Origin of the sequence: Leclercia sp. TB492, assembly GCF_049974505.2 — a bacterium.
Lineage (GTDB): Bacteria > Pseudomonadota > Gammaproteobacteria > Enterobacterales > Enterobacteriaceae > Enterobacter > Enterobacter adecarboxylatus_C.
This window is the reverse complement of sequence record NZ_CM127572.1, coordinates 4,156,045-4,181,346: the sequence shown is the minus strand read 5'-3', so window position 1 is coordinate 4,181,346 and position 25,302 is coordinate 4,156,045. Positions and strand designations below refer to the sequence as shown.

Genomic DNA, 25,302 nt, shown 5'->3' with positions numbered 1-25,302 from the left:
AGGTTAAAAATGGCAGGCTTGCCCCCTTTCAACGGGGCGGTCTATCAGATTATGCAGTTACAGAAATTAGTCAATATGTTTGGTGGGGATCTTTCACGCCGGTACGGGCAAAAGGTTCATAAGCTGTCGCTGCACGGGGGTTTTAGCTGCCCGAATCGCGACGGTACTATCGGGCGCGGCGGCTGTACCTTCTGTAATGTGGCCTCGTTTGCCGATGAAGCGCAGCAGCATCAGTCCATTGCGGCGCAGCTTGCCCACCAGTCGGCGCTGGTGAATCGGGCGAAACAGTATCTGGCCTATTTTCAGGCCTATACCAGCACATGGGCAGAAGTACAGGTGCTGCGCTCGATGTATCAACAGGCGGTGAGCCAGGCCAATATCGTCGGACTCTGTGTCGGCACCCGGCCTGACTGCGTGCCGGAGGCGGTACTCGATCTGCTCAGCGAATACAAAGAGCAGGGGTATGAGATCTGGCTGGAGCTGGGCTTGCAGACCGCGCACGATAAAACGCTGCATCGTATTAATCGCGGCCACGATTTTGCCTGCTATCAACGTACCACCCGACTGGCGCGGGAACGCGGGCTGAAGGTCTGTACCCATCTGATTGTCGGCCTGCCGGGTGAAGGGCAATCCCACGCCCTGGAAACCCTGCATAAGGTGGTGGAGACCGGCCTTGATGGTATTAAGCTGCACCCGCTGCATATCGTGACGGGAAGCATTATGGCTAAAGCCTGGGAGGCCGGGCGACTGAACGGTATCGAGCTGAACGAGTATGTAGTGACGGCCGGGGAGATGATCCGCCACACGCCGTCGGAAGTGGTGTATCACCGCATCTCCGCCAGCGCCCGCCGCCCAACGCTGCTGGCACCGCTGTGGTGCGAGAACCGCTGGACGGGGATGGTGGAGCTGGACCGCTATCTGAACGCGCATGGGGTTCAGGGCTCGGCGCTGGGCGCACCCTGGGTGCCCGCGTTATCTTCGGCGTCCGCCTAATAAGCTGCCCAGCACACCGCGTACAATCTGATTCGTCACCTGACGCGCCGCGCTTTTCGCCATGGTTTGCACCACCCCGTCGCGTTTACCACCGCGTGGACCGGTGCTGCCAAACAGGATGTCCTTCAACCCGCCGAGGATCCCGTCATCGACCGCAACGGACTGGCCTTTCGCGGCGGGGGCCTCCTGCTGCGCCGTACTGGCTTGCACCCCTTTTTGCAGCATCTCAAAGGCAGACTCTCTGTCCACCCGATCCTCGTACTTTCCGTAGACAGGCGAATGGTTGATCAGCCCGTTACGCTCATCGTCGCTCACCGGTCCCATCCGGGAGTTGGGGGCGATAACCATCGCGCGCTCCACCACTGACGGGCTGCCTTTGGCATCGAGAAAGGAGATCAGCGCCTCGCCGGTTCCCAGCGCCTGAATAGCCGCTTCGGTATCAAAGGCGGGGTTGGCGCGCATGGTCTGCGCAGCGGCTTTCACCGCCTTCTGGTCTTTCGGCGTAAAGGCGCGCAGCGCATGCTGGACGCGATTGCCCAGCTGGCCCAGCACGTTGTCGGGAATATCAGACGGATTCTGCGAAACAAAATAAACGCCCACCCCTTTGGAGCGGATCAGGCGGATCACCTGCTCGATCTTGTCCAGCAGCACCTGTGGCGCATCGCTGAACAGCAGATGCGCTTCGTCAAAGAAGAAGACCAGCTTCGGTTTTTCCAGGTCGCCGGCTTCAGGCAGTTGCTCAAAGAGCTCGGAGAGCATCCAAAGCAGGCTGGCCGCGTAGAGCTTCGGCATCTGGTAGAGCTTCTCTGCACTGAGGATATTGATGATGCCTTTGCCGTTGCTGTCGGTACGCATCCAGTCTTTGATATCCAGCATAGGCTCGCCAAAGAAGTGTTCGGCGCCCTGTTGTTCCAGCGTCAGCAAACCGCGCTGGATAGCCCCCACGGAGGCGCTGCTGATATTGCCGTACTGATTCTGAAACGATTTGGCGTTATCCCCGATGTATTGGGTAATGGCCCGCAGATCTTTGAAGTCGAGCAGCAGTAGCCCCTGATCGTCGGCAATGCGGAAGATGATGTTCAGCACGCCGGACTGTACCTCGTTCAGATCGAGCAGACGCGCCAGCAATAGCGGGCCGAGATCGGACACGGTGGCGCGCACCGGATGGCCTTTTTCACCGAAAATATCCCAGACCACCACCGGATTACTCTCCGGTTGCCAGTCGGTGATGCCGATATTGTTCAACCGTTCAAGAAGCTTCTCTGAGCCGACACCCTCCCGGGCAACACCGCTGAGATCGCCTTTCACGTCAGACATAAATACCGGCACGCCGATACCTGAAAATGACTCGGCCAGCTTTTGCAGCGTCACCGTTTTACCCGTGCCGGTAGCGCCGGTAATCAGGCCATGACGGTTTGCCATTGCGGGCAGGAGATAGAGTTCGTTATCCAGCGTCCGGGCAATCAGCAGGGGTGTACTCATGATCGGCTTCCTCGTTCAGTCCTGCGTGGAGTATAGGCAACCTGACGGTAAAAAGAGCGGGTCAATTTCTGACTTTGCGGCGCATTACGCAACGCGGACTATGCTTTTACACAGGGTAAACAACATATTGGAAAGCTATGTCCAGATTCTTCTTTAACGACCGCAAACAGCTGGTTAATGACGCCATTGAAGGTATGCTCATTTCCGCCCCGCATGGCAATCTCGTCAAACTGGATAGCGATCCGGCTATCCGCGTCGTGGTGCGCGCCGACTGGGATAAAAGCCGCGTGGCGGTGATTTCCGGGGGCGGATCCGGCCATGAACCGGCGCATGCGGGATTTGTGGGTAAAGGGATGCTGACTGCTGCCGTCTGTGGCGATCTGTTTGCTTCACCGAGCGTAGAGGCGGTGCTGAATGCCATCGTGGCGGTGACGGGCGATCGTGGCTGTCTGCTGATCGTCAAAAACTACACCGGGGATCGCCTCAACTTTGGCCTCGCGGCGGAAAAAGCCAGGTGCCTTGGGCTCAAAGTGGAGATGGTGATTGTGGCCGATGATATCGCCCTCCTGGATAACAAACAGCCGCGCGGCATCGCCGGAACCGCGCTGGTGCATAAGATTGCCGGGTACGCCGCCGAACAGGGGAAATCGTTAAATGAGGTGCGGGACATGGCTCGTCAGGCCTGCGACAACCTCTGGAGCCTGGGCGTAGCGATGCAGACCTGCAACCTGCCGGGCAGCGACGATGAAGAGGGGCGTATCAGGAAAGGCCATGTTGAGCTGGGGCTTGGGATCCACGGTGAGCCCGGGGCCTCGGTGGTCGAGACGCAAAACAGCAGGGCGATTATCGATACGCTGGTGAAACCCTTGCTTGCGCAGGCAGGTGTTGGGCGGCTGGCCGTGCTGATCAATAACCTCGGCGGCGTCTCGGCGCTGGAGATGGCACTGCTGGCCAAAGAGCTGGCGCATTCGGCCCTGAAGGATCAGATCGCCTGGTTGATTGGCCCGGCGCCGCTGGTGAGTTCGCTGGACATGAAAGGCTTTTCGTTATCCCTGCTGAAGCTGAATCCGGCCTTTGAGCAGGCGATTACCGCGCCGGTGGAGACGCTGGGCTGGCAAAAGCCGGTGGCCTTCGCGCCGCTGCGCACGCTGACGCACACTCCGCTGCATGACAGCGTGGAGTTTACGCCGTCGGCGAACGCAAACGTTGCGCGGTATCTCGCCGCTGCCACGGGCTGCTTAATCGCCCTGGAAAATCGCCTTAATGCCCTGGATGCGAAAGTAGGGGACGGCGATACGGGATCGACCTTTGCGCAAGGCGCGCGGGATATTGCGCAATGGCTTGAAGAGGAACGCCTGCCGCTGAACGATCTGCCGCAATTGTTGCTGGTGGTGGGGGAGCGGCTGGCGACGGTGATGGGGGGATCGAGCGGGGTGTTGATGTCGATCTTCTTTACCGCCGCCGGGCAGGCGCTGCGTGGCGGTAAGTCCTTGCCCGATGCCTTACTGACCGGACTTGCGCAAATGAAACATTATGGCGGGGCCGATCGCGGCGATCGTACCTTGATCGACGCACTCCAGCCCGCGCTGGAAGCGCTGCAGAGCGGGGATCTTGAGGCCGCCGCCAGTGCGGCGCAGCAGGGCGCTGATGCCACAGCAAGCATGAGCAAAGCCGGAGCGGGGCGCTCGTCCTATGTGAATAAGGAGAATCTCGATGGGGTAGCCGATCCTGGCGCGGTGGCGGTGGCCGAGGTGTTTGGCGCGTTAGTGCGGTAGTGGTTAAATGCCCGGTAAGCGTAGCGCTACCGGGCAACAACAGCTTAAAAGTCTGCTTTCAGCACCACGCGGTAACGGGCTTTGCCGTCACGAACGTGCTGGAGCGCTTCGTTGATTTTCGACATCGGATACATCTCGATGGTCGGAGAGACTTTGGTGCGGCCGGCAAACTTCATCAGCTTACGCAGCTCATAAGGTGTGCCTGTTGCAGAACCCGATACGCTGCGATCGCCGCCAATCAGCGTGAACGCAGGAACCGGCAGTGGCTTCAGGACGGCACCGACGGTATGGAAGTTGCCGCCGTAGGCCAGCGCTTCAAAGTACGGCTGCCAGTCGAGATCGACGTTCACGGTATTGATGATTAAATCAAACTGACCTGCCAGGGCTTTCAACAGCTCAGGATCCCGGCTGTTCACCACCTTATCAGCCCCCATTGCCAGCACTTCTTGCTCTTTTGCCGGGTTGGAACTGAACGCCGTCACTTCGCAGCCCATGGCATGCAGAAGCTTGATGGCAATATGGCCCAGACCACCGATACCAATGACCCCCACGCGGCTGGTGGCGGTGATATGGTGCATCAGCAGTGGTTTGAAAACCGTGATCCCGCCGCACAGCAGTGGACCGGCGGATTCGATATCGATCTGATCAGGGAGAGGAATGACCCACTGCCAGTCGGCGCGCAGTTTGTCGGCGAAACCGCCATTATTGAGGATGGTAGGCGTGGCGCCTTCCAGACAGTTAATCTGGTTGCCGCTGATACAGGCGTCACAGTGACCGCAGCTGCGTGCGGTCCAGCCAATGCCCACGCGCTGGCCAACCTTCAGCCCTTTTTCCTGCGCGGCACTGCCCAGGGCCACCACGCGGCCAATGACTTCGTGCCCGGCAATCAGCGGGTATTGCGAGAAGCCCCATTCATTGTCGATCATAGACAGATCGGAATGGCAGACCCCGCAGTAATCGACCTGAACTTCAACGTCTTCTGCTTTCAGCTCGCCCGCATCGTATTCGTACAGCTCAAGCTCTGCACCCGCCTGCGGTGCGGCGTAGCTTTTTATCTTCGACATGATATTACCCCCTGATGGTGTGGAACTGAGAGTGTAGAGCATTCAGTTTACAGTCGCTTAACAGAAGGGGGCAGGAAAGGAATTATAACGTTTTTAACATCCGCACTTCGCAATCAACATGTCCGGTACATCCCAGCGGCTGGTCGATATGCTCAAAGCCGAGATGTTCGTACAGTCTGATGGCGTCGGTCAGAAAGGCAGTGGTTTCGAGATAGCAGCGTTTAAAACCCTGCTCGCGGGCATGATCCAGCGCCTGTAACGCCAGTTTTTTTGCTAAGCCTTGTCCACGGACGACGGGCAGGAAGTACATTTTTTGCAGTTCGCAGATGTCCGGCTCGCTGCAGGAGAGCGGCGCAACGCCGCCGCCACCCACAACCTGGCCGTTCTGCTCAACAACCCAATAGGCATGCCCCGGCTGGCTGTACACCGAATACAGTTCGTCGAGATTGGGATCCGCAACGGTATAGCCTTTATCGGCCGTCAGGCCGTATTCGGCTGATACCCGGCGGATAACGCCGGCAATTGCCGGGTTATCCGTGGCGGTGATACGGCGCAGATGCGCCGTTACAGAGGCATTTACATGCATAGCTTCACTCATCACAGCGCGCTAATGACAGCCTGTTGCTCAATCAGTTTCGCTTTCGCATCGGCGAAACCAACCAGACGCTCACGCTCTTTAGCGATAACCGCTTCCGGTGCGCGGGCGACAAAGCCTTCGTTAGACAGTTTGCTTTCGATCTTACCGATTTCGATTTCGACTTTGGCCACTTCTTTCGCCAGACGTGCCAGCTCAGCATCTTTGTCAACCAGGCCAGCCATCGGGATCAGCAGCTCGGCGCCGTCGATGATTTTGGTCACGGAGACCGGACCTTTATCATCCGCAGGCAGCACGGTGATGCTCTCCAGACGTGCCATGGTCTGCAGGAAGGTGCTGTTCTCGGTGACGCGACGAACCGCCGCCTCGCTGCAGCCACGCAGCAGCAGCGCCAGCGGTTTACCCGGGGAGATGTTCATCTCTGCACGGATGTTACGCACGGCAACGATCGCCTGCTTCAGCCACTCGGTATCGGCGGCTGCGGCCTCATCAACCTGCGCAGCATCGAATTCCGGGAACGGCTGCAGCATGATGGTGTCGGCACTGATACCGGCAATGACCTTCACACGCTGCCAGATGGTTTCGGTGATGAACGGGATGATCGGGTGCGCCAGGCGCAGCAGACCTTCCAGCACGGTAATCAGGGTATTGCGCGTGCCGCGCAGTTCCGCTTCAGTTCCGCCGTTCATTACCGGTTTGGTCAGCTCCAGGTACCAGTCACAGAACTGGTTCCAGGTGAACTCGTACAGGATGCCTGCCGCGATATCGAAGCGATAGCTATCCAGCGCCTCACGGAACGCTTTAGTGGTCTGGTTGAATTCCGCCAGGATCCAGCGGTCGGCCAGCGACAGGGTCATTTCGCCGCCGTTAAAGCCGCAATCCTGATCTTCGGTGTTCATCAGCACAAAGCGGCTGGCGTTCCACAGCTTGTTACAGAAGTTGCGGTAACCTTCCAGACGCTTCATGTCCCAGTTGATGTCACGACCGGTAGAGGCCAGCGCCGCCAGGGTGAAACGCAGGGCGTCGGTGCCGTGTGGCTCGATGCCGTCCGGGAACTGCTTCTCGGTACGCTTGCGGATCTTCTCAGCCAGCTGCGGCTGCATCATGTTGCCGGTACGTTTCTCCAGCAGGTCTTCCAGCGAGATACCGTCAACCATGTCCAGCGGGTCAATAACGTTACCCTTGGACTTGGACATCTTCTGGCCTTCGTCGTCACGGATCAGACCGGTCATGTAGACGGTATGGAACGGAACCTGCGGCTTGCCGTCTTCATCTTTGATGAAGTGCATGGTCATCATGATCATGCGGGCGATCCAGAAGAAGATAATGTCGAAGCCTGACACCATCACGCTGGTTGGGTGGAACTGACGCAGCGCGTCGGTGTTCTCTGGCCAGCCGAGCGTGGAGAAGGTCCACAGCGCGGAGGAGAACCAGGTGTCCAGCACGTCCTCGTCCTGACGCAGGGCAACGTCAGCGCTCAGGTTGTTTTCCTGACGCACTTCGTCTTCAGTGCGACCAACGTAGACGTTGCCTTCGTTGTCATACCACGCCGGAATGCGGTGACCCCACCACAGCTGACGGGAGATACACCAGTCCTGAATATCGCGCATCCAGGAGAAGTACATGTTTTCGTACTGTTTCGGTACGAACTGGATGCTACCGTTCTCAACCGCTTCAACCGCCGGTTTCGCCAGCACGTCGGCGCGGACGTACCACTGGTCGGTCAGCATCGGTTCGATCACCACGCCGCCACGGTCACCGTAAGGAACGGTGAGGTCGTGCGGTTTGATCTCTTCCAGCAGGCCCAGAGCATCAACAGCGGCAACCACTGCTTTACGCGCGGCAAAACGCTCCAGCTTCTGGAACTCAGCCGGGATGTCGCTGGAATAAACGTCAGACTCTTCGCCTTTGGTGTCATACACTTCCGCGCTTTCACGGATGTCGCCATCAAAGGTCAGGATGTTAATCATCGGCAGGGCGTGACGACGACCGACTTCGTAGTCGTTAAAGTCGTGCGCCGGGGTGATCTTCACGCAGCCGGTGCCTTTTTCCATGTCAGCGTGTTCATCGCCCACAATCGGAATGCGGCGGTTTACCAGCGGCAGCACCACGAACTTGCCAATCAGATCTTTATAACGCGGATCTTCCGGGTTCACGGCTACGCCGGTATCGCCCAGCAGGGTTTCCGGACGCGTGGTGGCGACCACCAGATAATCTTTACCGTCTGCGGTTTTCGCACCGTCGGCCAGCGGATAGCGGATGTGCCACATGGAGCCTTTAGACTCGCGGTTTTCCACTTCCAGGTCAGAGATGGCGGTGCGCAGTTTCGGGTCCCAGTTTACCAGGCGCTTGCCGCGGTAAATCAGGTCTTCTTTATACAGACGGACGAACACTTCTTTTACGGCGTTGGAAAGACCTTCGTCCATGGTGAAGCGCTCGCGCTCCCAGTCCACGGAGTTACCGAGACGGCGCATCTGACGGGTAATGGTGCCGCCGGATTCTGCTTTCCACTGCCAGATTTTGTCGATAAAGGCGTCGCGGCCGTAGTCGTGACGGGTTTTACCTTCTTCAGCGGCAATCTTGCGTTCGACCACCATCTGGGTAGCAATACCCGCGTGGTCAGTACCGGCCTGCCACAGGGTGTTTTTACCCTGCATGCGCTGGTAACGGATCATGGTGTCCATGATGGTCTGCTGGAAGGCATGACCCATATGCAAACTGCCGGTGACGTTCGGCGGCGGGATCATGATGCAGAAGGACTCTTTGCTTTCATCGCCGTTAGGCTTGAAATAGCCCTGCTGTTCCCAGTGCTCGTAAAGCGGCTGTTCGATATCGCGTGGGTTGTATGTCTTTTCCATTATTTCCAGGTTGCCGTATTCAGGTTAAAACCAGCCAGGCGGTACGCTTTATAGCGTTCGCGCGCCAGTTGTTTCAAAGAATCTTCGTGAGGGACAAAGTCTACCACTTCTGTGAAAGCGGTGGCAAAATCTGCAAAGCCGGTACGCAGGCTGATTAAAATATCCCGCGGGCTGCTGTTGCGTTTTTGCGGCCAGGCGATCTCCACCGGCGCGCCACCGCGCGGTCCTTCCCCCGCGAGATTATGCGGAACAAAACTTTCTGACGGTCGTGCCCACAGGGCTTCATCCAGACGGATGGCCTGCTGTTCATCTTCGCAGGCAATGAGCACGCGTTTTCCACCGCGCCAACGTTCTGCGGCAATCTCACACACCAGCTGTTCGACGGCGCTTAAGCCATCCTGTTGCGTGTCATTGTCCAGAAGATAGAACGTTGCGTTTTTCATATATGGGGCTTCTTGTTTTGGATTTAAATGCAAAGCCGGGTGGCGCTATGCTTACCCGGCCTACAAACGGCATTTTCCGTAGGCCCGGTAAGCGTAGCGCCACCGGGCAACAGACGATGAATTACTCTTCGCCGTTAAACCCGGCGCGGTTCAGCAGGAACTGCGACAGCAGAGCAACAGGGCGGCCGGTAGCGCCTTTGGCTTTACCGGAACGCCATGCGGTACCGGCGATGTCCAGGTGGGCCCAGTTGTATTTGCGGGTAAAGCGCGCCAGGAAGCAGGCGGCAGTAATGGCTCCGCCAGGACGCCCACCGATGTTGGCCATATCCGCAAAGTTGGACTCCAGCTGCTCCTGGTACTCATCGGCCATCGGCAGACGCCACGCACGGTCACCCGCCTGTTCAGAGGCGCCAATCAGCTCGTGGGCCAACGGGTTGTGGTTCGACATCAGACCGGTGATGTGATGCCCCAGCGCAATTACACAGGCGCCGGTCAGAGTTGCCACGTCAATCACCGCTTCTGGCTCGAAGCGCTCAACGTAGGTCAGTACGTCGCAAAGCACCAGACGGCCTTCAGCGTCGGTGTTCAGCACTTCCACGGTCTGCCCCGACATGGTGGTGAGCACGTCGCCAGGACGATAGGCGCGACCACCCGGCATGTTTTCACAGCCGGCCAGCACGCCGATCACGTTGATTGGCAGCTGGAGTTCCGCGACCATGCGCATCACGCCGTAGACCGCTGCCGCACCGCACATGTCGTACTTCATCTCGTCCATGCCTTCGGCAGGCTTGATAGAGATACCGCCGGAGTCGAAGGTCAGGCCTTTACCGACCAGTACAATCGGACGCACATCTTCAGACGGGCTGCCCTTATACTCAATGACCGACATCAGGGATTCATTTTGTGAACCGTTCCCGACGGCCAGATAGGAGTGCATACCCAGCTCTTTCATCTGCTGCTCGCCAATCACGCGGGTAACAACGTTTTTGCTGTAGGAGTCTGCCAGCTGGCGCGCCTGGGAGGCGAGATAACCCGCGTTACAGATGTTTGGCGGCATATTGCCGAGGTCTTTCGCAGCCTTGATCCCGGCAGCGATGGCCAGACCATGCTGGATGGCGCGCTCGCCGCTGGTCAGCTCACGACGGGTCGGGACGTTAAAGACCATTTTACGCAGCGGACGACGGGGTTCGCTTTTGGTGGTTTTCAGCTGATCAAAGCTGTACAGCGTCTCTTTTGCTGTCTCAACCGCCTGACGCACTTTCCAGTAGGTGTTGCGGCCTTTGACGTGCAGTTCGGTCAGGAAACACACGGCCTCCATTGAGCCAGTATCATTCAGCGTATTAATCGTTTTCTGAATAACCTGTTTGTACTGGCGCTCATCCAGCTCGCGCTCTTTGCCACAGCCAATCAGCAGGATACGCTCGGACAGTACGTTCGGCACATGATGCAGCAGCAGCGTCTGTCCCGGTTTGCCTTCCAGCTCGCCACGGCGCAGCAGGGCGCTGATGTAGCCGTCACTGATTTTATCGAGCTGCTCTGCGATCGGAGAGAGTCTGCGGGGTTCAAACACGCCGACAACGATGCAGGCACTCCGCTGTTTCTCCGGGCTACCGCTTTTTACACTGAACTCCATGAACTACGCTCCTGAATCTTAAAGACAACAGCAGCAGCTACGGATAGAATTGAAACCTTTCGTAACTCATGCCCGCTGTTGCGGTGACTTCGTGTTAATCTTACGTTATTACGGTTTCGACACGTCATAGCAACTGCTGAAGCGCGAATCCGCCGGGTGTTCTAATCTTAGCGATGATTTCGACGACTCAAGAGAATAAATGACGTTTAAGCCATGAAACAAGCGATTTTCCTGCAAAAAGACGGGTTTTTACGGGCGTATTTAATGTGATAATCATAAGATATCTGGTGCGGGAGACGCTAAAAAGCCAGCTGGCGATACTCTTCATCCTGCTTCTGATCTTTTTCTGTCAGAAACTGGTGAGGATCCTCGGCGCGGCTGTCGACGGCGAAATTCCCACAAATCTGGTGCTTTCTCTGCTTGGGTTAGGCGTGCCTGAAATGGCGCAGCTTATCCTGCCATTAAGCCTTTTCCTCGGACTGCTGATGACGCTCGGTAAACTCTATACCGAAAGCGAAATCACCGTCATGCATGCCTGTGGTTTGAGTAAAGCGGTTCTGATTAAGGCCGCCATGGTCCTGGCGCTGTTTACCGGCATCGTCGCCGCGGTGAACGTGATGTGGGCTGGTCCTGTCTCTTCCCGTCATCAGGATGAGGTGCTGGCTGAAGCGAAAGCGAACCCCGGCATGGCCGCACTGGCGCAGGGGCAGTTCCAGCAGGCTACAGATGGTAATTCCGTGCTGTTTATCGAAAGCGTGGATGGCAGCAGCTTTAACGAGGTTTTCCTCGCGCAAATCCGCCCTAAAGGAAATGCTCGTCCGTCGGTGGTGGTAGCCGACTCCGGTCAGCTCGCGCAGGGTAAAGACGGTTCGCAGATCGTGACCCTGAATAAAGGCACCCGCTTTGAGGGCACGGCGCTGCTGCGCGACTTCCGCATCACCGACTTCCAGAACTATCAGGCGATTATTGGTCATCAGGCGGTGGCGCTGGATCCCAGCGATACTGAGCAGATGAGCATGCGTACGCTGATCAATACCGATACCAATCGTGCCCGCGCGGAGCTGCACTGGCGTATTACTCTGGTATTCACCGTCTTTATGATGGCGTTGATGGTGGTGCCGCTCAGCGTGGTCAACCCACGCCAGGGCCGCGTGCTTTCCATGCTGCCCGCGATGCTGCTGTATCTGGTGTTCTTCCTGCTGCAAACCTCGATCAAATCGAATGGCGGTAAAGGAAAAATCGACCCGTTTATCTGGACCTGGGTGATTAACGGACTCTATCTGCTGTTGGCCGTCATCCTCAACCTGTGGGATACCGTGCCGATGCGCCGTGTACGAGCCCGGTTTACGCGTAAAGGAGCGGTGTAATGCAGGCGTTTGGCGTTCTTGACCGCTATATCGGTAAAACCATTTTTACCACCATCATGATGACGTTATTCATGCTGGTGTCTCTCTCCGCCATCATCAAGTTTGTCGACCAGCTGAAAAAGGCCGGGCAGGGGAGCTATGATGCGTTGGGGGCGGGTATGTATACCCTGCTCAGCATTCCGAAAGATGTGCAAATCTTCTTCCCGATGGCGGCGCTGTTAGGCGCCCTGCTGGGGCTGGGGATGCTGGCGCAGCGCAGTGAGCTGGTGGTAATGCAGGCGTCGGGCTTTACCCGTATGCAGGTTGCGCTGTCAGTGATGAAAACCGCAATCCCGCTGGTATTGCTGACGATGGCGATGGGCGAGTGGGTTGCACCGCAGGGCGAGCAGATGGCGCGTAACTATCGCGCACAGATGATGTATGGCGGCTCGCTGCTCTCTACTCAGCAGGGGCTGTGGGCGAAAGACGGCAATAACTTTGTCTATATCGAACGTGTTACCGGCGATAACACGCTCGGCGGCGTGAGCATCTACAGTTTTAACGATCAGCGCCGTTTGCAGGCGGTTCGTTATGCCACGTCGGCCACCTTCGATACCGATAAAAAGGTCTGGCGTCTGTCCCAGGTGGATGAGTCAAACCTGCAGGATCCAAAGCAGATCACCGGTTCGCAAACGGTCACTGGCACCTGGAAAACCAACCTGACCCCCGACAAGCTCGGCGTAGTAGCCCTCGATCCGGATGCGCTGTCCATCAGCGGGCTGCACAACTACGTGAAGTACCTGAAGTCGAGCGGCCAGGACGCCGGACGTTACCAGCTCAATATGTGGAGCAAGATCTTCCAGCCGCTTTCCGTGGCGGTGATGATGCTGATGGCGCTGTCGTTTATCTTCGGCCCGCTGCGTAGCGTTCCCATGGGGGTACGCGTCGTCACCGGCATCAGCTTCGGCTTTGTTTTCTACGTTCTCGATCAGATCTTCGGTCCGCTGACGCTGGTTTACGGTATCCCGCCAATTATCGGCGCGCTACTGCCGAGCGCCTCCTTCTTCCTGATCAGTCTCTGGATGCTGTTGAAGCGCTCCTGACCCTACACACCTCATCTCCTCCTTTGGGAGGTGAGGTGCCTCCTCTGTTTTACCCCTCACTTTTTTGCACAACCTTCAACGTCTTGCCTGGAATTTGAGTATTATTGTGCGATGACGTCGTGAAGAGATCCCCTATGAAGCAAATTCGGTTACTGGCGCAATACTATGTCGATCTGATGATGAAGCTTGGCCTGGTCCGCTTCTCCCTGTTGCTGGCGCTGGCGCTGGTGGTGCTGGCGATTGTGGTGCAGATGGCCATTACCATGGTCCTGCACGGCCAGGTTGAGAGCATTGACCTCATCCGGTCTATTTTCTTCGGCCTGCTGATCACCCCCTGGGCGGTCTATTTCCTCTCGGTGGTGGTTGAACAGCTGGAAGAGTCCCGCCAGCGGCTAACCCGGTTGGTGGAAAAGCTGGAGGAGATGCGCGAGCGCGATTTGAAGCTCAACGTGCAGCTGAAAGATAACATTGCCCAACTGAACCAGGAGATCTCAGACCGCGTAAAAGCGGAGGCCGAGCGCCAGACCACGCTGGAACAGCTGAAAATCGAAATGAAAGAGCGCGAGCAGACGCAGATCCAGCTTGAGCAGCAATCCTCATTCCTGCGCTCGTTCCTCGATGCCTCCCCGGATCTGGTCTTCTACCGTAATGAAGACAAAGAGTTCTCAGGCTGTAACCGGGCGATGGAGCTCCTGACCGGTAAAAGCGAAAAGCAGCTCGTCAGCCTGCGTCCGCAGGACGTCTACTCACCCGAGGCGGCCGCCAAAGTTATCGAAACCGATGAGAAGGTATTCCGTCATAACGTCTCCCTGACCTACGAACAGTGGCTCGACTACCCGGACGGGCGTAAAGCCTGTTTTGAAATCCGTAAAGTGCCTTATTACGACCGCGTCGGGAAACGCCACGGGCTGATGGGCTTCGGGCGAGACATTACCGAGCGTAAGCGCTATCAGGATGCTCTGGAGCGCGCCAGCCGCGATAAGACCACCTTTATCTCCACCATCAGCCATGAGCTGCGTACCCCGCTCAACGGCATCGTTGGCTTAAGCCGCATTCTGCTCGATACCGAACTGACGACCGAGCAGGAGAAATATCTGAAAACAATCCACGTTTCAGCGGTCACGCTCGGTAATATCTTCAACGATATTATCGACATGGATAAGATGGAGCGGCGCAAAGTCCAGCTGGATAACCAGCCGGTGGACTTCACCAGCTTCCTTGCCGATCTGGAAAACCTCTCCGGCCTGCAGGCGCAGCAGAAAGGGCTACGCTTTGTGATGGAGCCAACTCTGCCGCTGCCGCACAAGGTGGTGACTGACGGCACCCGCCTGCGTCAGATCCTGTGGAACTTGATCAGCAACGCGGTCAAGTTTACCCAGAACGGACAGGTTGCGGTTCGCGTGCGTTACGGCGAGGGCGAGATGCTGCACTTCGAGGTGGAGGATTCCGGTATCGGTATTCCGCAGGAGGAGCAGGACAAGATCTTCGCCATGTATTATCAGGTTAAAGACAGCCAGGGCGGCAAGCCAGCCACCGGCACCGGCATTGGCCTGGCGGTATCACGCCGGCTGGCGAAGAGCATGGGGGGCGACATTACCGTAGCCAGTAATCCTGGGCACGGCTCCCTGTTTAAACTCAGCGTTCACGCTCCGGCCGTGGCGGAAGAGGTCGAGGATACCTTTGCTCACGATGATATGCCGCTGCCTGCCCTGCACGTGCTGCTGGTGGAAGACATTGAACTGAACGTGATTGTTGCGCGTTCGGTGCTGGAGAAACTCGGCAGCAGCGTGGACGTCGCCATGACCGGTAAAGCCGCGCTGGAGATGTTCACCCCGGGAGAATACGACCTGGTGCTGCTGGATATTCAGCTCCCGGACATGACCGGGCTGGACATCTCCCGTGAACTGACCAGCCGCTACGCCAGCGACGAGCTGCCGCCGCTGGTGGCGCTCACCGCCAACGTGCTGAAAGACAAAAAAGAGTATCTCGATGCCGGTATGGACGACGTACTGAGTAAACCGCTGGCGGTACCGGCCTTAACCGCCATGATTAAGAAGTTCTGGGACACCTGTGACGAAGAGGAGAGCACCATGACGACGGTAGATACGGGAAAAGCGCAGTCTTTGCTGGATATCGAAATGCTGGAGCAGTACATCGATCTGGTGGGTCCGAAGTTGATCACGGACGGTATAGCCATATTCGAAAAGATGATGCCGGGTTATCTGAACGTGCTGGAGTCTAATCTGACGGCGCGGGATCAGAAAGGCATCGTTGAAGAGGGTCATAAGATCAAAGGTGCCGCCGGATCTATCGGATTGCGCCATCTACAACAGTTAGGTAAGCAGATCCAGTCCCCGGATTTACCGGCGTGGGAAGATAACGTGGGTGAATGGGTTGAAGAGATGAAGCAGGAGTGGCAAAACGATGTGGCCGTTCTGAAAGCCTGGGTGGAGAGCAGAAAAAAATGACCCCGGCTAAACCGGGGTGCGCGAATACTGCGCCAACACCAGGGAAATCTTGGCTGCGCCTTAAGACGTTATTTTAGGATAATGGCGTAGCCGGAAAATTCAGGCCGCAAGCAGTTAAGATAGCAAATCTTAAATACTTTGTTACATGAATCAGTTAAATGTGTGAAGCACACCGTTTTAATCAGAATTTTTAATGTGCATGTAACATTTTTCGAGAGGGATCGCAGGATGAAAAAGGTTGGTGTAGTACTGAGCGGTTGCGGTGTTTACGATGGTTCTGAAATTCATGAGGCGGTTCTGACGCTGCTGGCGCTGGCGCGTAACGGCGCAGAAGCGGTCTGTTTTGCCCCCGACAAAGCCCAGTCCGATGTTATTAATCACCTGACCGGCGAACCGCTGGCGGAAAGCCGAAATGTTCTGACTGAAGCGGCGCGGATCGCGCGCGGGCAGATCCGCCCGCTCAGTGAGGCGCGTGCCGCGGAGCTGGATGCGCTAATTGTCCCGGGCGGTTTTGGCGCCGCAAAGAACCTCAGCGATTTTGCCCACCAGGGCAGCGCCTGCCGGGTGGAGAACGATTTAAAAGCTCTGGCGCTGGAGATGCATGAGGCCGGGAAACCGCTGGGCTTTATCTGTATTGCTCCCGCGATGCTGCCGGCTATCTTCGATATCCCGCTGCGTCTGACCATCGGTACCGACATCGATACCGCCGAGGCGATTGAGGATATGGGCGGTGAGCATATCACTTGTCCGGTGGACGACATCGTGGTTGATGAAGAGAACAGGATTGTGACCACCCCTGCGTACATGCTGGCGCAAAATATTGCGGAAGCCGCGACGGGCATTGAGAAGCTCGTCGCTCGCGTACTGGTGCTGGCGGCATGAGATTGAAGCGTCCCCGATCCGGCTGGGTAAGACGGATCGTCATTCGCGTTTTGCTGGTGATGGCGGTCTTCTGGGGGGGCGGCATCGCCCTGTTTAGCTTTGTGCCGGTGCCGTTTTCGGCGGTGATGATTGAACGTCAGCTGGGAAGCTGGCTGAGAGGGGATTTCAGCTATGTTGCCCATTCTGACTGGGTGAGTATGGATGAGATCTCGCCGTGGATGGGGCTGGCCGTTATTGCCGCCGAAGATCAGAAATTCCCGGACCACTGGGGGTTTGACGTGGGGGCGATAGAGAAGGCGTTAGCGCATAACGAGCGTAATGAGAGCCGTATTCGCGGCGCATCGACGCTTTCTCAGCAAACGGCGAAAAACCTGTTTTTGTGGGATGGACGCAGCTGGATGAGAAAGGGATTTGAAGCCGGGCTGACGCTGGGGATCGAAACGGTGTGGAGTAAGAAACGCATCCTGACGGTGTACCTGAATATCGCGGAGTTTGGCGAGGGCGTCTTTGGTGTTGAAGCCGCCGCCCAGCGTTATTTCCACAAACCTGCCAGCCGCCTGTCGGCATCTGAAGCCGCGCTGCTGGCCGCCGTGTTACCGAACCCAATCCGCTTTAAGGCCAGCGCGCCCTCAGGCTATGTACGCAGCCGTCAGGCGTGGATCCTGCGCCAGATGCGTCAGCTGGGTGGGCAAGGGTTTATGCAGGCAAATAAGCTGCATTAATCCTCATCAAATCCGGCGTTAAACAGCGCAATCACCGCCGCCAGCGCCTCGACTTCCTGCGGGCCGGTGGCTTCGATTTCGATCTGGCGGCCCTTGGCGGAGTCCAGCATCAACAGCGCAATCACGCTGTTGGCTTCGGCTTCGGTGCCTTCGTCATTACGCAGCAGAACTTCCGCGTCAAACCCCTGCATCAGTTCAAATAACTTCATCGCCGGGCGTGCATGCATGCCCAGCTTATTGGTGATCTCAACGGTCTGCTTTACGGTCATGTTTTACGTTTTTCCAGCGTACGATGACGGGACTGCACGTTTTTGCCGCGCGAGCGGAAATAGTCAGCCAGTTGCTCAGCTATGTAGACCGAACGGTGTTTGCCCCCGGTACAGCCAATCGCCACCGTCAGGTAGCTGCGATTGTTTGTCTCCAGCATCGGCAACCAGAGTTCAAGGTAGCTGCGCGTCTGATAGATAAAGTTATGTACTTCCGTATGTCTGTCAAGGAACGCGGCAACCGGCTTATCCAGGCCGGTCATCGGACGCAGCTTGGGATCCCAGTGCGGGTTCGGCAGGAAGCGCACGTCAAACACATAGTCTGCGTCGATAGGGATGCCGTGCTTAAAGCCGAAGGATTCAAAGACCATCGTCAGCTCACGCTCGCGTTTGCCCAGCAGGCGGGTACGCAGCATCTCCGCCAGTTCATGGACGGACATTTCAGAAGTATCGACGATCAGATCGGCGCGGGAGCGCAGCGGCTCCAGCAGATCGCTCTCCTGGTCAATGGCGCTTTCCAGCGACAGATTTTTGCTGGAGAGCGGATGCAGACGGCGGGTATCGCTGTAGCGACGGATCAGCGTATTGCGATCGGCATCAAGGAACAGCAGCTGAGGTGAAAATGCCTCTGGCAAATTGCTCATCGCCTGCTCAAAGATCTCCGGCGATTCAGGCATGTTACGCACGTCGATGCTGACCGCGGCCGAAATCTGCCGATCGGCCAGCGATTTCGCCAGCTCGGGCAGCAGCACCACCGGCAGGTTATCTACGCAGTAAAAGCCCATATCTTCCAGCGCTCGCAGGGCGACCGATTTTCCGGATCCCGAACGACCGCTGACGATCATCAGCACCATGTACCATTTCTCCTCAGGACTACAGATGTCAAAGCCATCACCCGATTACGCATCATCCTGATTGCCTGCCGTTTCCGTAATGATTTGATAGAGCTCCTCATCGCTCTGTGCCGCACGCAAACGGCGACAGATGGTTTTATCCGCCAGACGTTTGGCCACCAGCGAGAGGGTATGCAAATGTGTTTTGGTCTGATCCGCGGGTACCAGCAGGGCAAACAGCAAATCGACAGGCTGGTTATCAATGGCATCAAAGGCGATAGGTGTTTCCAGCTGAACAAACACGCCTACAGCACGCAGAGTATCCTCTTCAAGTTTGCCATGGGGAATGGCAATGCCGTTGCCGATGCCGGTACTGCCCATTTTTTCACGGGTCAGGATCGCTTCAAACACCACCTGGGGCGGCAGGCTCAGCTGCTTTGCGGCCAGTTCACTGATGATCTCCAGCGCACGTTTTTTGCTCTGGCAGTGGACGGCACTGCGGGTACATTCCTGATTAAGGACACTGCTCAGTTGTAGAGTTGAATCGTTATTCATCATAATTTCACCTAAGCGCTAACTGTACAAAGGGCCCGTTGTGTTTCACAACAGGCCAACCTGCACCCGTTAACTGCCCGGACAATTAGTGTTGTTTCAGTTTATCTTTATGTTTGTTTAGCTGTCGTGCCAGCTTGTCAATCAAGCCGTCGATAGCCGCGTACATGTCTTGCCCTTCCGCACTGGCATGGATTTCGCCCCCGTTGACGTGCAGGGTCGCATCCGAGATATGAGTCACTTTTTCCACTTTTAACACAATGTAGACCTGATTGATCCTCTCAAAATACTGCTCAAGCTTAGCGAATTTTGCATTCACAAAATCGCGCAGGGCCTCAGTGATTTCGACGTTGTGTCCAGTGATGTTGAGCTGCATAGTGTCTTCCTTATCGGTAGAGTCAGACCAGTTGTTTACGCTGGTTTGACGGCGGAATGGATAAAGACTCTCGATACTTCGCAACAGTGCGGCGTGCAACCATGATACCTTGATCGGACAGCATGGTGGTTAACTTACTGTCGCTCAGTGGTTTCGCGGGGTTTTCCGCGGCGATCAACTTTTTCACCAGCGCCCGGATGGCCGTCGACGAAGCTTCGCCGCCGCCTTCGGTGTTGACATGGCTGGAGAAAAAATACTTAAGCTCAAAAATACCGCGCGGACTATGCAGATACTTCTGCGTCGTCACGCGGGAAATCGTCGATTCATGCATCTCGACGGCCTGGGCGATATCGGCCAGCACCATCGGCTTCATAAATTCTTCACCTTGTTCAAAGAACGCCTGCTGCTGTTCCACGATGCAACGGCTGACGCGCAGCAGCGTATCATTGCGGCTCTCGAGGCTTTTGATCAGCCAGCGCGCTTCCTGAAGATTACTGCGGATATATTGGTTATCCGAGTCGTTCCGCGCGCTGGTGCACATCGAGGCGTACTGCTGATTTATTTGCAGGCGAGGGATGCTGTCGGAATTCAATTCCACGGTCCACAGGCCGTTATGCTTGCGCACCAGTACATCGGGAATGACGTACTCGGGCTCGCTGGTCTGGATAGACTGCCCCGGACGCGGATCCAGCGACTGAATCAGATTGACCGCTTCTTTCAGGATCTCTTCCTTCAGCCGCGTCACGCGCATCAGGGAGCGGAAGTCGTGGTTGGCCAGCAGATCCAGATGCTCGCTGACGATCAGGCGAGCCTCTTCCAGCCACGGCGTCTCTTTAACAAACTGCGAAAGCTGAATCAGCAGGCAGTCACGTAAATCGCGTGCCGCGACGCCGACCGGATCAAAACGCTGAACGCGCTTCAGAACCGCTTCGATCTCTTCGAGATCGATCTCATCATCACCGATGCTTTCCAGAATGTCGTCCAGCGACACGGTCAAATAGCCGGTCTCATCGACGGCATCGACAATGGAGGTGGCGATGGCGCGATCGGTATCGGAAAAGGGCGTCAGCTCCACCTGCCACATCAGGTAATCCTGCAGCGACTGGGTAGTCTCGCCCTGATACACCGGCAATTCATCATCCTGGTAGTCTGCGCGCGTGCCGGATGGCGTGCCGGCGGTGTAGATCTCATCCCAGCTGGCATCAAGAGGAAGCTCGTCAGGCATCTCTTTTTGCTCCAGCGCATCAACGCTGTCGAGAGTTTCGTTATCCTGGGTTTGCTGAGTTTCTACCTCATCGTGAAGATCGGTTTGCTCAAGCAGGGGATTACTGTCCAGCGCCTGCTGGAGTTCCTGCTGAAGTTCCAGCGTTGACAGCTGCAACAGACGAATAGCCTGTTGTAACTGCGGCGTCATTGCCAGCTGTTGGCTGAGCCTTAATTGCAAACCTTGCTTCATGTTCAGAGCATTTTTCTCCGTTTACGCGAGACTGAACTTCTACCCTATCAGAGTCTGAAGTCTTCCCCAAGATACACGCGCTTAACATGCTCATCTTCGAGGATCTGTTGCGGTGTACCGTGGGCAATAAGATGGCCCTGGCTGACGATGTAGGCTCGCTCACAGACCGCCAGCGTCTCGCGTACGTTGTGGTCGGTGATAAGCACGCCCAGGCCACTGTCGCGCAGATGCTCAATAATACGTTTGATATCGATAACCGAAATCGGGTCAACACCCGCGAAAGGTTCATCGAGCAGGATAAATTTCGGGTTGGCCGCCAGCGCGCGGGCAATTTCCACACGGCGGCGTTCACCACCGGAGAGCGCCTGGCCCATGCTGTCGCGCAGATGTTCGATATGGAACTCTTCCATCAGCTCGTTGGCGCGATCCTGGCGCTGTTCGGAGGTCAAATCGTCACGGATTTGCAGCACCGCCATCAGGTTGTCGAAGACGCTGAGACGGCGAAAAATTGAGGCTTCCTGCGGCAGGTAACCGATGCCGCGGCGCGCACGCGCGTGAAGGGGCAGCAGGCTGATATCTTCGTCATCAATGATGATGTTGCCCGCGTCGCGCGGCACAATGCCTACCACCATATAAAAGGTGGTGGTTTTACCTGCACCGTTAGGACCCAACAGGCCGACAATTTCGCCGGAGTTGACGGTCAAACTGACATCTTCCACTACGCGACGGCCCTTGTAGGCTTTGGCGAGATTCTTTGCAGTTAATGTTGCCATAACGAATTAGTTACTCTTTTTCTGTGCCGGGGCCTGAGTGTTGTTTTTGTCCTGCAGCTGCGATGGAACCAGAACGGTCGTCACGCGTTTGCCTTTTTCACTGAAGGCCTGCATTTTTTGCTCTTTCACCAGATAGGTAATCTTGTCGCCCTTGATGTTGCTGTCGAGCTGCTCCAGGAACGCATTACCGGTCAACACCACGAAGTCTTTCGCCAGCTCGTAGTGCATCTGGGAGGCGTGCCCTTTCACCGGCTTGCCGTTGTCCTGCATCTGGTAGAAGGTAGCCGGGTTGCCGTAGCCATCGATAATCTCTTTACCGTCTTCACCGCCAGGACGCGTCACCACCACCTTGTCGGCGTTGATTTTGATGGTGCCCTGAGTCACGACGACATTGCCGGTAAAGGTCACAACGTTACCCTGCATATCGAGCGATTGCGTATCGGATTCGATATGAATCGGCTGCTCGGTATCACCCGTCACAGCAAGCGCAGGCAGGCTGACGGCCAGCAGCGCGCTGGCAATAACAAATTTAAGGCTGAGTTTGTTTGCTTGGAATTTCATAGGAGGTTCTAACCTTTTCAATCAGCTCTGCGTTCTTGCTGCGTAAGTTCCCGCGCATTCTCAGACCGCTGGAATTAAATGTTGTGCCGTATAGCGTAACCAGATCCTGCGACGTGACATCCTGCGTCACAAGGTTAATCTGTGCGTTATCGGTTGTGATTTTGCGCAGCTGTGAGTCTGCGGTCAGCGCATTCACCTCAACATGACCATACAGATAAAGCATACGGTCATTCGTCAGTTTTGCCCGGTCTGATTTAATCGACCAGGTCGGAATTTTATTGACATCAAAGGTGGTCATCACCGGTTGGGTAAACCAGGAGACGCCCTGTTCGGAAAAATACTCAACATGCTGAGCGATAAGGCGATAATTCAGCGCCCCTTCCGGACTGTAGACCACGGTATCGCTATGATCGCTTTTATATGTTGGATCGTTAGTATTGACCGTCGGCGCTTGTTCGTCGTCCCGGTCAGCGAGATTCACGCCAATCAGTACCAGTGCTACCAGCGAAAGCAGAATAATAACCCAACGTCTGGTTTTACTCATATCGATTGCCCTTTGGCCTCATCAAGCTTACCTTGCGCCAGCAGCAGCAGGTCGCAGACTTCTCTCACTGCGCCGCGGCCACCGTTAATACGGGTGACATAGTCAGCGCGCGGGATCAAAAGCGGATGCGCATCGGCAACGGCGACGCTGAGTCCCACTTCTGCCATCACTGGCCAGTCAATAAGATCGTCTCCGACATAGGCGACGTTTTCCGGGGCGATGGCAAGTTTACCAAGTAAGTCCCTGAAAGCGACCATCTTATCGGACTGCCCTTGATAGAGATGGGTAATGCCCAGCGTTTCGCAGCGATCTTCTACCAGTTTAGCCTTACGCCCGGTAATAATGGCAACTTCTATGCCAGAAGTGAGCGCACAGCGAATACCGTAGCCATCACGTACGTTGAAGGCTTTCAGCTCTTCGCCATTGTTGCCCATATAAATCAGGCCGTCAGACAGCACGCCATCCACATCCAGGATCAGCAGGCGAATGTTTTCGGCCTGCGACATCATCTGCGCACTGACCGGGCCATAACAGGTTGCAAGGGATGCACCCGCATTAATCATTGTCTTATCCTTCATTACACTACGCCTGCGCGCAGCAGATCATGCATATGTACCACACCCAGCAATTGGTCGCCATCAGCAACCATAACGGAGGTGATATTGCGGGACTGCATCAGGTTTAATACTTCAACAGCAAGCAGGCCGGGACGCACCCGAATCCCCCCGGGGGTCATCACATCGGCGATACCCAGCTTACGAACATCTACCCCCATATCGAATACGCGGCGTAGATCCCCATCGGTGAAAATCCCGTCAATTTTCATCTGCTCGTCGCAGATGACGGTCATACCAAGATTTTTACGGGTGATCTCCAGCAGCGCATCGCGCAGGGAGGCGTCTTTACTGACGCGCGGAATTTCATCCCCGGTGTGCATGATGTCATTCACCCGCAGCAGCAATTTACGCCCCAGCGCGCCGCCCGGATGGGAGAGGGCGAAATCTTCGGCGGTAAAACCGCGGGCTTCGAGCAGGGCAACGGCCAACGCATCCCCCATTACCAGCGCAGCGGTGGTGCTGGAAGTCGGAGCCAGCCCCAGCGGACAGGCTTCTTTTGGCACTTTAACGCACAGATGGATATCCGCAGCGCGCGCCATGCTGCTCTCAGGACGGCTGGTGACACAGATGAGGGCAACGTGAAGTCGCTTCAGCACCGGGATCAGCGCCAGGATTTCATTTGATTCGCCGGAGTTCGATAACGCGATAACGATATCCTGCGCCGAGACCATCCCCAGGTCACCGTGCGCCGCTTCACCGGGGTGAACGAAAAAGGCGGTCGTGCCGGTACTGGCGAACGTGGCTGCCATTTTACGACCAATGTGCCCGGATTTGCCCATTCCCATCACCACGACTTTGCCGGTGCAGTGGAAAAGTTTTTCACACGCGAGGCTAAAGTCCTGATTAATGTATTGATCTAACTGCGCCAGACCTTCACGTTCTATCTCCAGAACTTCTTTTCCTGCTTTCTGAAAGTCAAAACCCGGCTGCAATTCTATTTGCGACATAATGCGTTTCCGTTTACCCAGAGAGAAGAGGCGAGAGCCAGTACAGCATCGCCATCCATACGATAAATCCCACCGTCAGCAGCGCGCCAGCACCCTGACCAATCTGCCTTTTACGCCGCCAGCAGAGCAGAGCGAAGATGACGCTGACTAACAGCATCACCCCATAATCCCGGCTGAACGCCAGCGGATTAAACGCGCCAGGGGCAATCAGGGCCGGCAGGCCCAGCACGATGGCAATATTGAAAATATTGGAACCGATAATATTACCAATCGCCATGTCGTCTTCGCCTTTACGCGCGCCGGCAATCGCCGTGGCAAGCTCAGGCAGGCTGGTGCCAATGGCAATCACCGTCAGGCCGATGGTCAATTCGCTCATGGCGAAGTAGTTGGCCAGCACCGTAGCGTTATCAACGATCATCTGTGTCGCCATCGGCATGATGATTAACGCTACACCCAGCCAAAGCAGCGCGACGGGTAAATTCCCCTCACGCGGCAGTTCGGCAACCTGCTCGCGGGTCAGGGAGTCATTGCCCTGCTTCTCCGCCGCCCGGGCCAGCTTAACAATGTAAAACAGCCAGATGACCGCCAGTGCCAGCAGGAAAATGCCATCGCTAAGGGTTAACTGTCCGTCATATAACACGTAACCAGCGAGCAGACTGACAATTAACATTAGCGGCAATTCACGCCGCAGAACATCAGAATGCACGCGAAATGGATGCAGCAGCGCAGCAAGCCCCAGGATGAGTAAAATATTGACGATATTGGAGCCAATGGCCGTTCCCACGGCGAGATCAACTTGATCGTGCAGCGAGGCGGCGACAGAGACGATGATCTCCGGCAAGGAGGTGCCAACGCTGACCACCGTCATCCCAATAATTAGGGGGGGTATGCCCAATAAACGACACAGTATTGATGCGGAGAACACCAGACGGTCGGCACTGTAGACCACCAAAAGTAAACCAATTATTAACAGTGCCGTTGCAAGAAGCATCAAAAGTCCTTTCTTCAGGTAT

At 56.3% G+C, this 25,302-nt stretch carries 24 protein-coding genes; 7 read left to right on the top strand and 17 right to left on the bottom strand.

Going from position 1 to position 25,302, the window contains the following annotated elements:
- Positions 1-51: 51 nt before the first annotated feature.
- On the top strand, positions 52-993 hold the full coding sequence (locus ACP4QI_RS19795; RefSeq protein ID WP_426495806.1) for a TIGR01212 family radical SAM protein: 942 nt from the start codon (positions 52-54) through the stop codon (positions 991-993).
- Here ACP4QI_RS19795 and ACP4QI_RS19790 read toward each other — a convergent pair.
- The gene (locus tag ACP4QI_RS19790) at positions 973-2,475 is read right to left on the bottom strand and encodes a helicase HerA-like C-terminal domain-containing protein (protein ID WP_426495741.1); all 1,503 of its coding nucleotides are present in this window, start codon (positions 2,473-2,475) and stop codon (positions 973-975) included. The two genes, ACP4QI_RS19795 and ACP4QI_RS19790, sit on opposite strands and share 21 nt — an antisense overlap.
- Before the next feature lie 137 nt (positions 2,476-2,612).
- Between ACP4QI_RS19790 and ACP4QI_RS19785 the strand changes: the two genes are divergently transcribed.
- Positions 2,613-4,250, top strand: a complete 1,638-nt coding sequence (locus ACP4QI_RS19785) for a dihydroxyacetone kinase subunit DhaK (RefSeq protein WP_426495742.1) — start codon at positions 2,613-2,615, stop codon at positions 4,248-4,250.
- Positions 4,251-4,294: 44 nt separating this feature from the next.
- Here ACP4QI_RS19785 and ahr read toward each other — a convergent pair whose 3' ends face one another.
- The 5 genes from ahr to pepA form a co-directional block, all read right to left on the bottom strand.
- Positions 4,295-5,314 carry an NADPH-dependent aldehyde reductase Ahr gene (gene ahr, locus ACP4QI_RS19780; protein WP_285129167.1) on the bottom strand — a complete coding sequence of 340 codons (1,020 nt, stop codon included), beginning with the start codon at positions 5,312-5,314 and terminating at the stop codon, positions 4,295-4,297.
- Between the two features lie 82 nt (positions 5,315-5,396).
- A complete protein-coding gene (locus ACP4QI_RS19775) occupies positions 5,397-5,900 on the bottom strand; it encodes a GNAT family N-acetyltransferase (RefSeq protein WP_142487267.1) in 504 nt (167 codons plus the stop codon).
- 11 nt (positions 5,901-5,911) lie between these two features.
- Positions 5,912-8,767, bottom strand: coding sequence for a valine--tRNA ligase (locus ACP4QI_RS19770; protein ID WP_142487266.1), 2,856 nt, complete (start codon positions 8,765-8,767; stop codon positions 5,912-5,914).
- Positions 8,767-9,210, bottom strand: coding sequence for a DNA polymerase III subunit chi (gene holC, locus ACP4QI_RS19765; RefSeq protein WP_142487265.1), 444 nt, complete (start codon positions 9,208-9,210; stop codon positions 8,767-8,769). Before holC ends, ACP4QI_RS19770 begins: the two co-directional genes overlap by 1 nt.
- A 121-nt stretch (positions 9,211-9,331) precedes the next feature.
- The gene (gene pepA / locus ACP4QI_RS19760) at positions 9,332-10,843 is read right to left on the bottom strand and encodes a leucyl aminopeptidase (RefSeq protein ID WP_142487264.1); all 1,512 of its coding nucleotides are present in this window, start codon (positions 10,841-10,843) and stop codon (positions 9,332-9,334) included.
- 266 nt (positions 10,844-11,109) lie between these two features.
- On the opposite strand from pepA, the gene lptF reads away from it, so the two are divergent.
- The 5 genes from lptF (at position 11,110) to mtgA (ending at position 17,364) form a co-directional block, all read left to right on the top strand.
- Positions 11,110-12,210, top strand: coding sequence for an LPS export ABC transporter permease LptF (lptF, locus tag ACP4QI_RS19755; protein WP_142487263.1), 1,101 nt, complete (start codon positions 11,110-11,112; stop codon positions 12,208-12,210).
- Positions 12,210-13,292, top strand: a complete 1,083-nt coding sequence (lptG, locus tag ACP4QI_RS19750) for an LPS export ABC transporter permease LptG (RefSeq protein ID WP_142487262.1) — start codon at positions 12,210-12,212, stop codon at positions 13,290-13,292. The genes lptF and lptG overlap by 1 nt, the downstream gene beginning before the upstream one ends.
- A gap of 134 nt (positions 13,293-13,426) precedes the next feature.
- Entirely contained in the window at positions 13,427-15,760 is a 2,334-nt protein-coding gene (gene arcB / locus ACP4QI_RS19745) for an aerobic respiration two-component sensor histidine kinase ArcB (RefSeq protein WP_426495743.1), read from the top strand.
- Positions 15,761-15,988: 228 nt separating this feature from the next.
- A complete protein-coding gene (gene elbB, locus ACP4QI_RS19740) occupies positions 15,989-16,642 on the top strand; it encodes an isoprenoid biosynthesis glyoxalase ElbB (RefSeq protein WP_142487260.1) in 654 nt (217 codons plus the stop codon).
- A gap of 59 nt (positions 16,643-16,701) precedes the next feature.
- On the top strand, positions 16,702-17,364 hold the full coding sequence (gene mtgA / locus ACP4QI_RS19735) for a monofunctional biosynthetic peptidoglycan transglycosylase (RefSeq protein WP_445730323.1): 663 nt from the start codon (positions 16,702-16,704) through the stop codon (positions 17,362-17,364).
- Here the strand turns inward: mtgA and npr are convergent.
- The 11 genes from npr to ACP4QI_RS19680 all read right to left on the bottom strand — a co-directional run bounded on the left by npr (position 17,361) and on the right by ACP4QI_RS19680 (position 25,280).
- Positions 17,361-17,633: a PTS phosphocarrier protein NPr gene (npr, locus tag ACP4QI_RS19730; protein WP_032614489.1), complete on the bottom strand. Its 273-nt coding sequence runs from the start codon at positions 17,631-17,633 to the stop codon at positions 17,361-17,363. The genes mtgA and npr overlap by 4 nt on opposite strands.
- Positions 17,630-18,484: an RNase adapter RapZ gene (gene rapZ / locus ACP4QI_RS19725; RefSeq protein WP_142487259.1), complete on the bottom strand. Its 855-nt coding sequence runs from the start codon at positions 18,482-18,484 to the stop codon at positions 17,630-17,632. Before rapZ ends, npr begins: the two co-directional genes overlap by 4 nt.
- 45 nt (positions 18,485-18,529) lie before the next feature.
- Positions 18,530-19,021, bottom strand: a complete 492-nt coding sequence (gene ptsN / locus ACP4QI_RS19720; RefSeq protein WP_426495745.1) for a PTS IIA-like nitrogen regulatory protein PtsN — start codon at positions 19,019-19,021, stop codon at positions 18,530-18,532.
- 82 nt (positions 19,022-19,103) lie between these two features.
- Positions 19,104-19,391, bottom strand: coding sequence for a ribosome hibernation promoting factor (hpf, locus tag ACP4QI_RS19715; protein ID WP_142487258.1), 288 nt, complete (start codon positions 19,389-19,391; stop codon positions 19,104-19,106).
- A 22-nt stretch (positions 19,392-19,413) separates the two neighbouring features.
- Positions 19,414-20,847, bottom strand: coding sequence for an RNA polymerase factor sigma-54 (gene rpoN / locus ACP4QI_RS19710; RefSeq protein WP_156264726.1), 1,434 nt, complete (start codon positions 20,845-20,847; stop codon positions 19,414-19,416).
- Between the two features lie 47 nt (positions 20,848-20,894).
- Positions 20,895-21,620 (bottom strand): LPS export ABC transporter ATP-binding protein, encoded by a 726-nt coding sequence (gene lptB / locus ACP4QI_RS19705; protein ID WP_142487256.1) that lies wholly within the window; start codon positions 21,618-21,620, stop codon positions 20,895-20,897.
- 6 nt (positions 21,621-21,626) lie between these two features.
- The gene (gene lptA / locus ACP4QI_RS19700) at positions 21,627-22,181 is read right to left on the bottom strand and encodes a lipopolysaccharide ABC transporter substrate-binding protein LptA (RefSeq protein ID WP_142487255.1); all 555 of its coding nucleotides are present in this window, start codon (positions 22,179-22,181) and stop codon (positions 21,627-21,629) included.
- Positions 22,150-22,725 (bottom strand): LPS export ABC transporter periplasmic protein LptC, encoded by a 576-nt coding sequence (lptC, locus tag ACP4QI_RS19695; RefSeq protein WP_142487254.1) that lies wholly within the window; start codon positions 22,723-22,725, stop codon positions 22,150-22,152. The genes lptA and lptC overlap by 32 nt, the downstream gene beginning before the upstream one ends.
- Positions 22,722-23,288, bottom strand: coding sequence for a 3-deoxy-manno-octulosonate-8-phosphatase KdsC (gene kdsC, locus ACP4QI_RS19690; RefSeq protein WP_106994894.1), 567 nt, complete (start codon positions 23,286-23,288; stop codon positions 22,722-22,724). Before kdsC ends, lptC begins: the two co-directional genes overlap by 4 nt.
- Positions 23,289-23,302: 14 nt before the next feature.
- Positions 23,303-24,289, bottom strand: a complete 987-nt coding sequence (gene kdsD, locus ACP4QI_RS19685; protein WP_426495746.1) for an arabinose-5-phosphate isomerase KdsD — start codon at positions 24,287-24,289, stop codon at positions 23,303-23,305.
- Positions 24,290-24,302: 13 nt separating this feature from the next.
- Complete coding sequence (locus ACP4QI_RS19680) at positions 24,303-25,280, bottom strand: calcium/sodium antiporter (RefSeq protein ID WP_142487252.1); 978 nt, start codon at positions 25,278-25,280, stop codon at positions 24,303-24,305.
- Positions 25,281-25,302 lie beyond the last annotated feature (22 nt).

Coding starts and splice junctions, on each gene's coding strand:
- ACP4QI_RS19785 (WP_426495742.1), top strand. CDS start 2,613: ATGTCCAGATTCTTCTTTAACGACCGCAAACAGCTGGTTAATGACGCC.
- elbB (WP_142487260.1), top strand. CDS start 15,989: ATGAAAAAGGTTGGTGTAGTACTGAGCGGTTGCGGTGTTTACGATGGT.
- ACP4QI_RS19790 (WP_426495741.1), bottom strand. CDS start 2,475: ATGAGTACACCCCTGCTGATTGCCCGGACGCTGGATAACGAACTCTAT.
- ACP4QI_RS19770 (WP_142487266.1), bottom strand. CDS start 8,767: ATGGAAAAGACATACAACCCACGCGATATCGAACAGCCGCTTTACGAG.
- holC (WP_142487265.1), bottom strand. CDS start 9,210: ATGAAAAACGCAACGTTCTATCTTCTGGACAATGACACGCAACAGGAT.
- ACP4QI_RS19775 (WP_142487267.1), bottom strand. CDS start 5,900: ATGCATGTAAATGCCTCTGTAACGGCGCATCTGCGCCGTATCACCGCC.
- lptA (WP_142487255.1), bottom strand. CDS start 22,181: ATGAAATTCCAAGCAAACAAACTCAGCCTTAAATTTGTTATTGCCAGC.
- ahr (WP_285129167.1), bottom strand. CDS start 5,314: ATGTCGAAGATAAAAAGCTACGCCGCACCGCAGGCGGGTGCAGAGCTT.
- rpoN (WP_156264726.1), bottom strand. CDS start 20,847: ATGAAGCAAGGTTTGCAATTAAGGCTCAGCCAACAGCTGGCAATGACG.
- ACP4QI_RS19680 (WP_142487252.1), bottom strand. CDS start 25,280: ATGCTTCTTGCAACGGCACTGTTAATAATTGGTTTACTTTTGGTGGTC.
- kdsC (WP_106994894.1), bottom strand. CDS start 23,288: ATGATTAATGCGGGTGCATCCCTTGCAACCTGTTATGGCCCGGTCAGT.
- npr (WP_032614489.1), bottom strand. CDS start 17,633: ATGACCGTAAAGCAGACCGTTGAGATCACCAATAAGCTGGGCATGCAT.
- lptG (WP_142487262.1), top strand. CDS start 12,210: ATGCAGGCGTTTGGCGTTCTTGACCGCTATATCGGTAAAACCATTTTT.
- pepA (WP_142487264.1), bottom strand. CDS start 10,843: ATGGAGTTCAGTGTAAAAAGCGGTAGCCCGGAGAAACAGCGGAGTGCC.
- mtgA (WP_445730323.1), top strand. CDS start 16,702: ATGGCGGTCTTCTGGGGGGGCGGCATCGCCCTGTTTAGCTTTGTGCCG.
- lptB (WP_142487256.1), bottom strand. CDS start 21,620: ATGGCAACATTAACTGCAAAGAATCTCGCCAAAGCCTACAAGGGCCGT.
- ptsN (WP_426495745.1), bottom strand. CDS start 19,021: ATGATGAATAACGATTCAACTCTACAACTGAGCAGTGTCCTTAATCAG.
- lptC (WP_142487254.1), bottom strand. CDS start 22,725: ATGAGTAAAACCAGACGTTGGGTTATTATTCTGCTTTCGCTGGTAGCA.
- arcB (WP_426495743.1), top strand. CDS start 13,427: ATGAAGCAAATTCGGTTACTGGCGCAATACTATGTCGATCTGATGATG.
- hpf (WP_142487258.1), bottom strand. CDS start 19,391: ATGCAGCTCAACATCACTGGACACAACGTCGAAATCACTGAGGCCCTG.
- ACP4QI_RS19795 (WP_426495806.1), top strand. CDS start 52: ATGCAGTTACAGAAATTAGTCAATATGTTTGGTGGGGATCTTTCACGC.
- rapZ (WP_142487259.1), bottom strand. CDS start 18,484: ATGGTGCTGATGATCGTCAGCGGTCGTTCGGGATCCGGAAAATCGGTC.
- kdsD (WP_426495746.1), bottom strand. CDS start 24,289: ATGTCGCAAATAGAATTGCAGCCGGGTTTTGACTTTCAGAAAGCAGGA.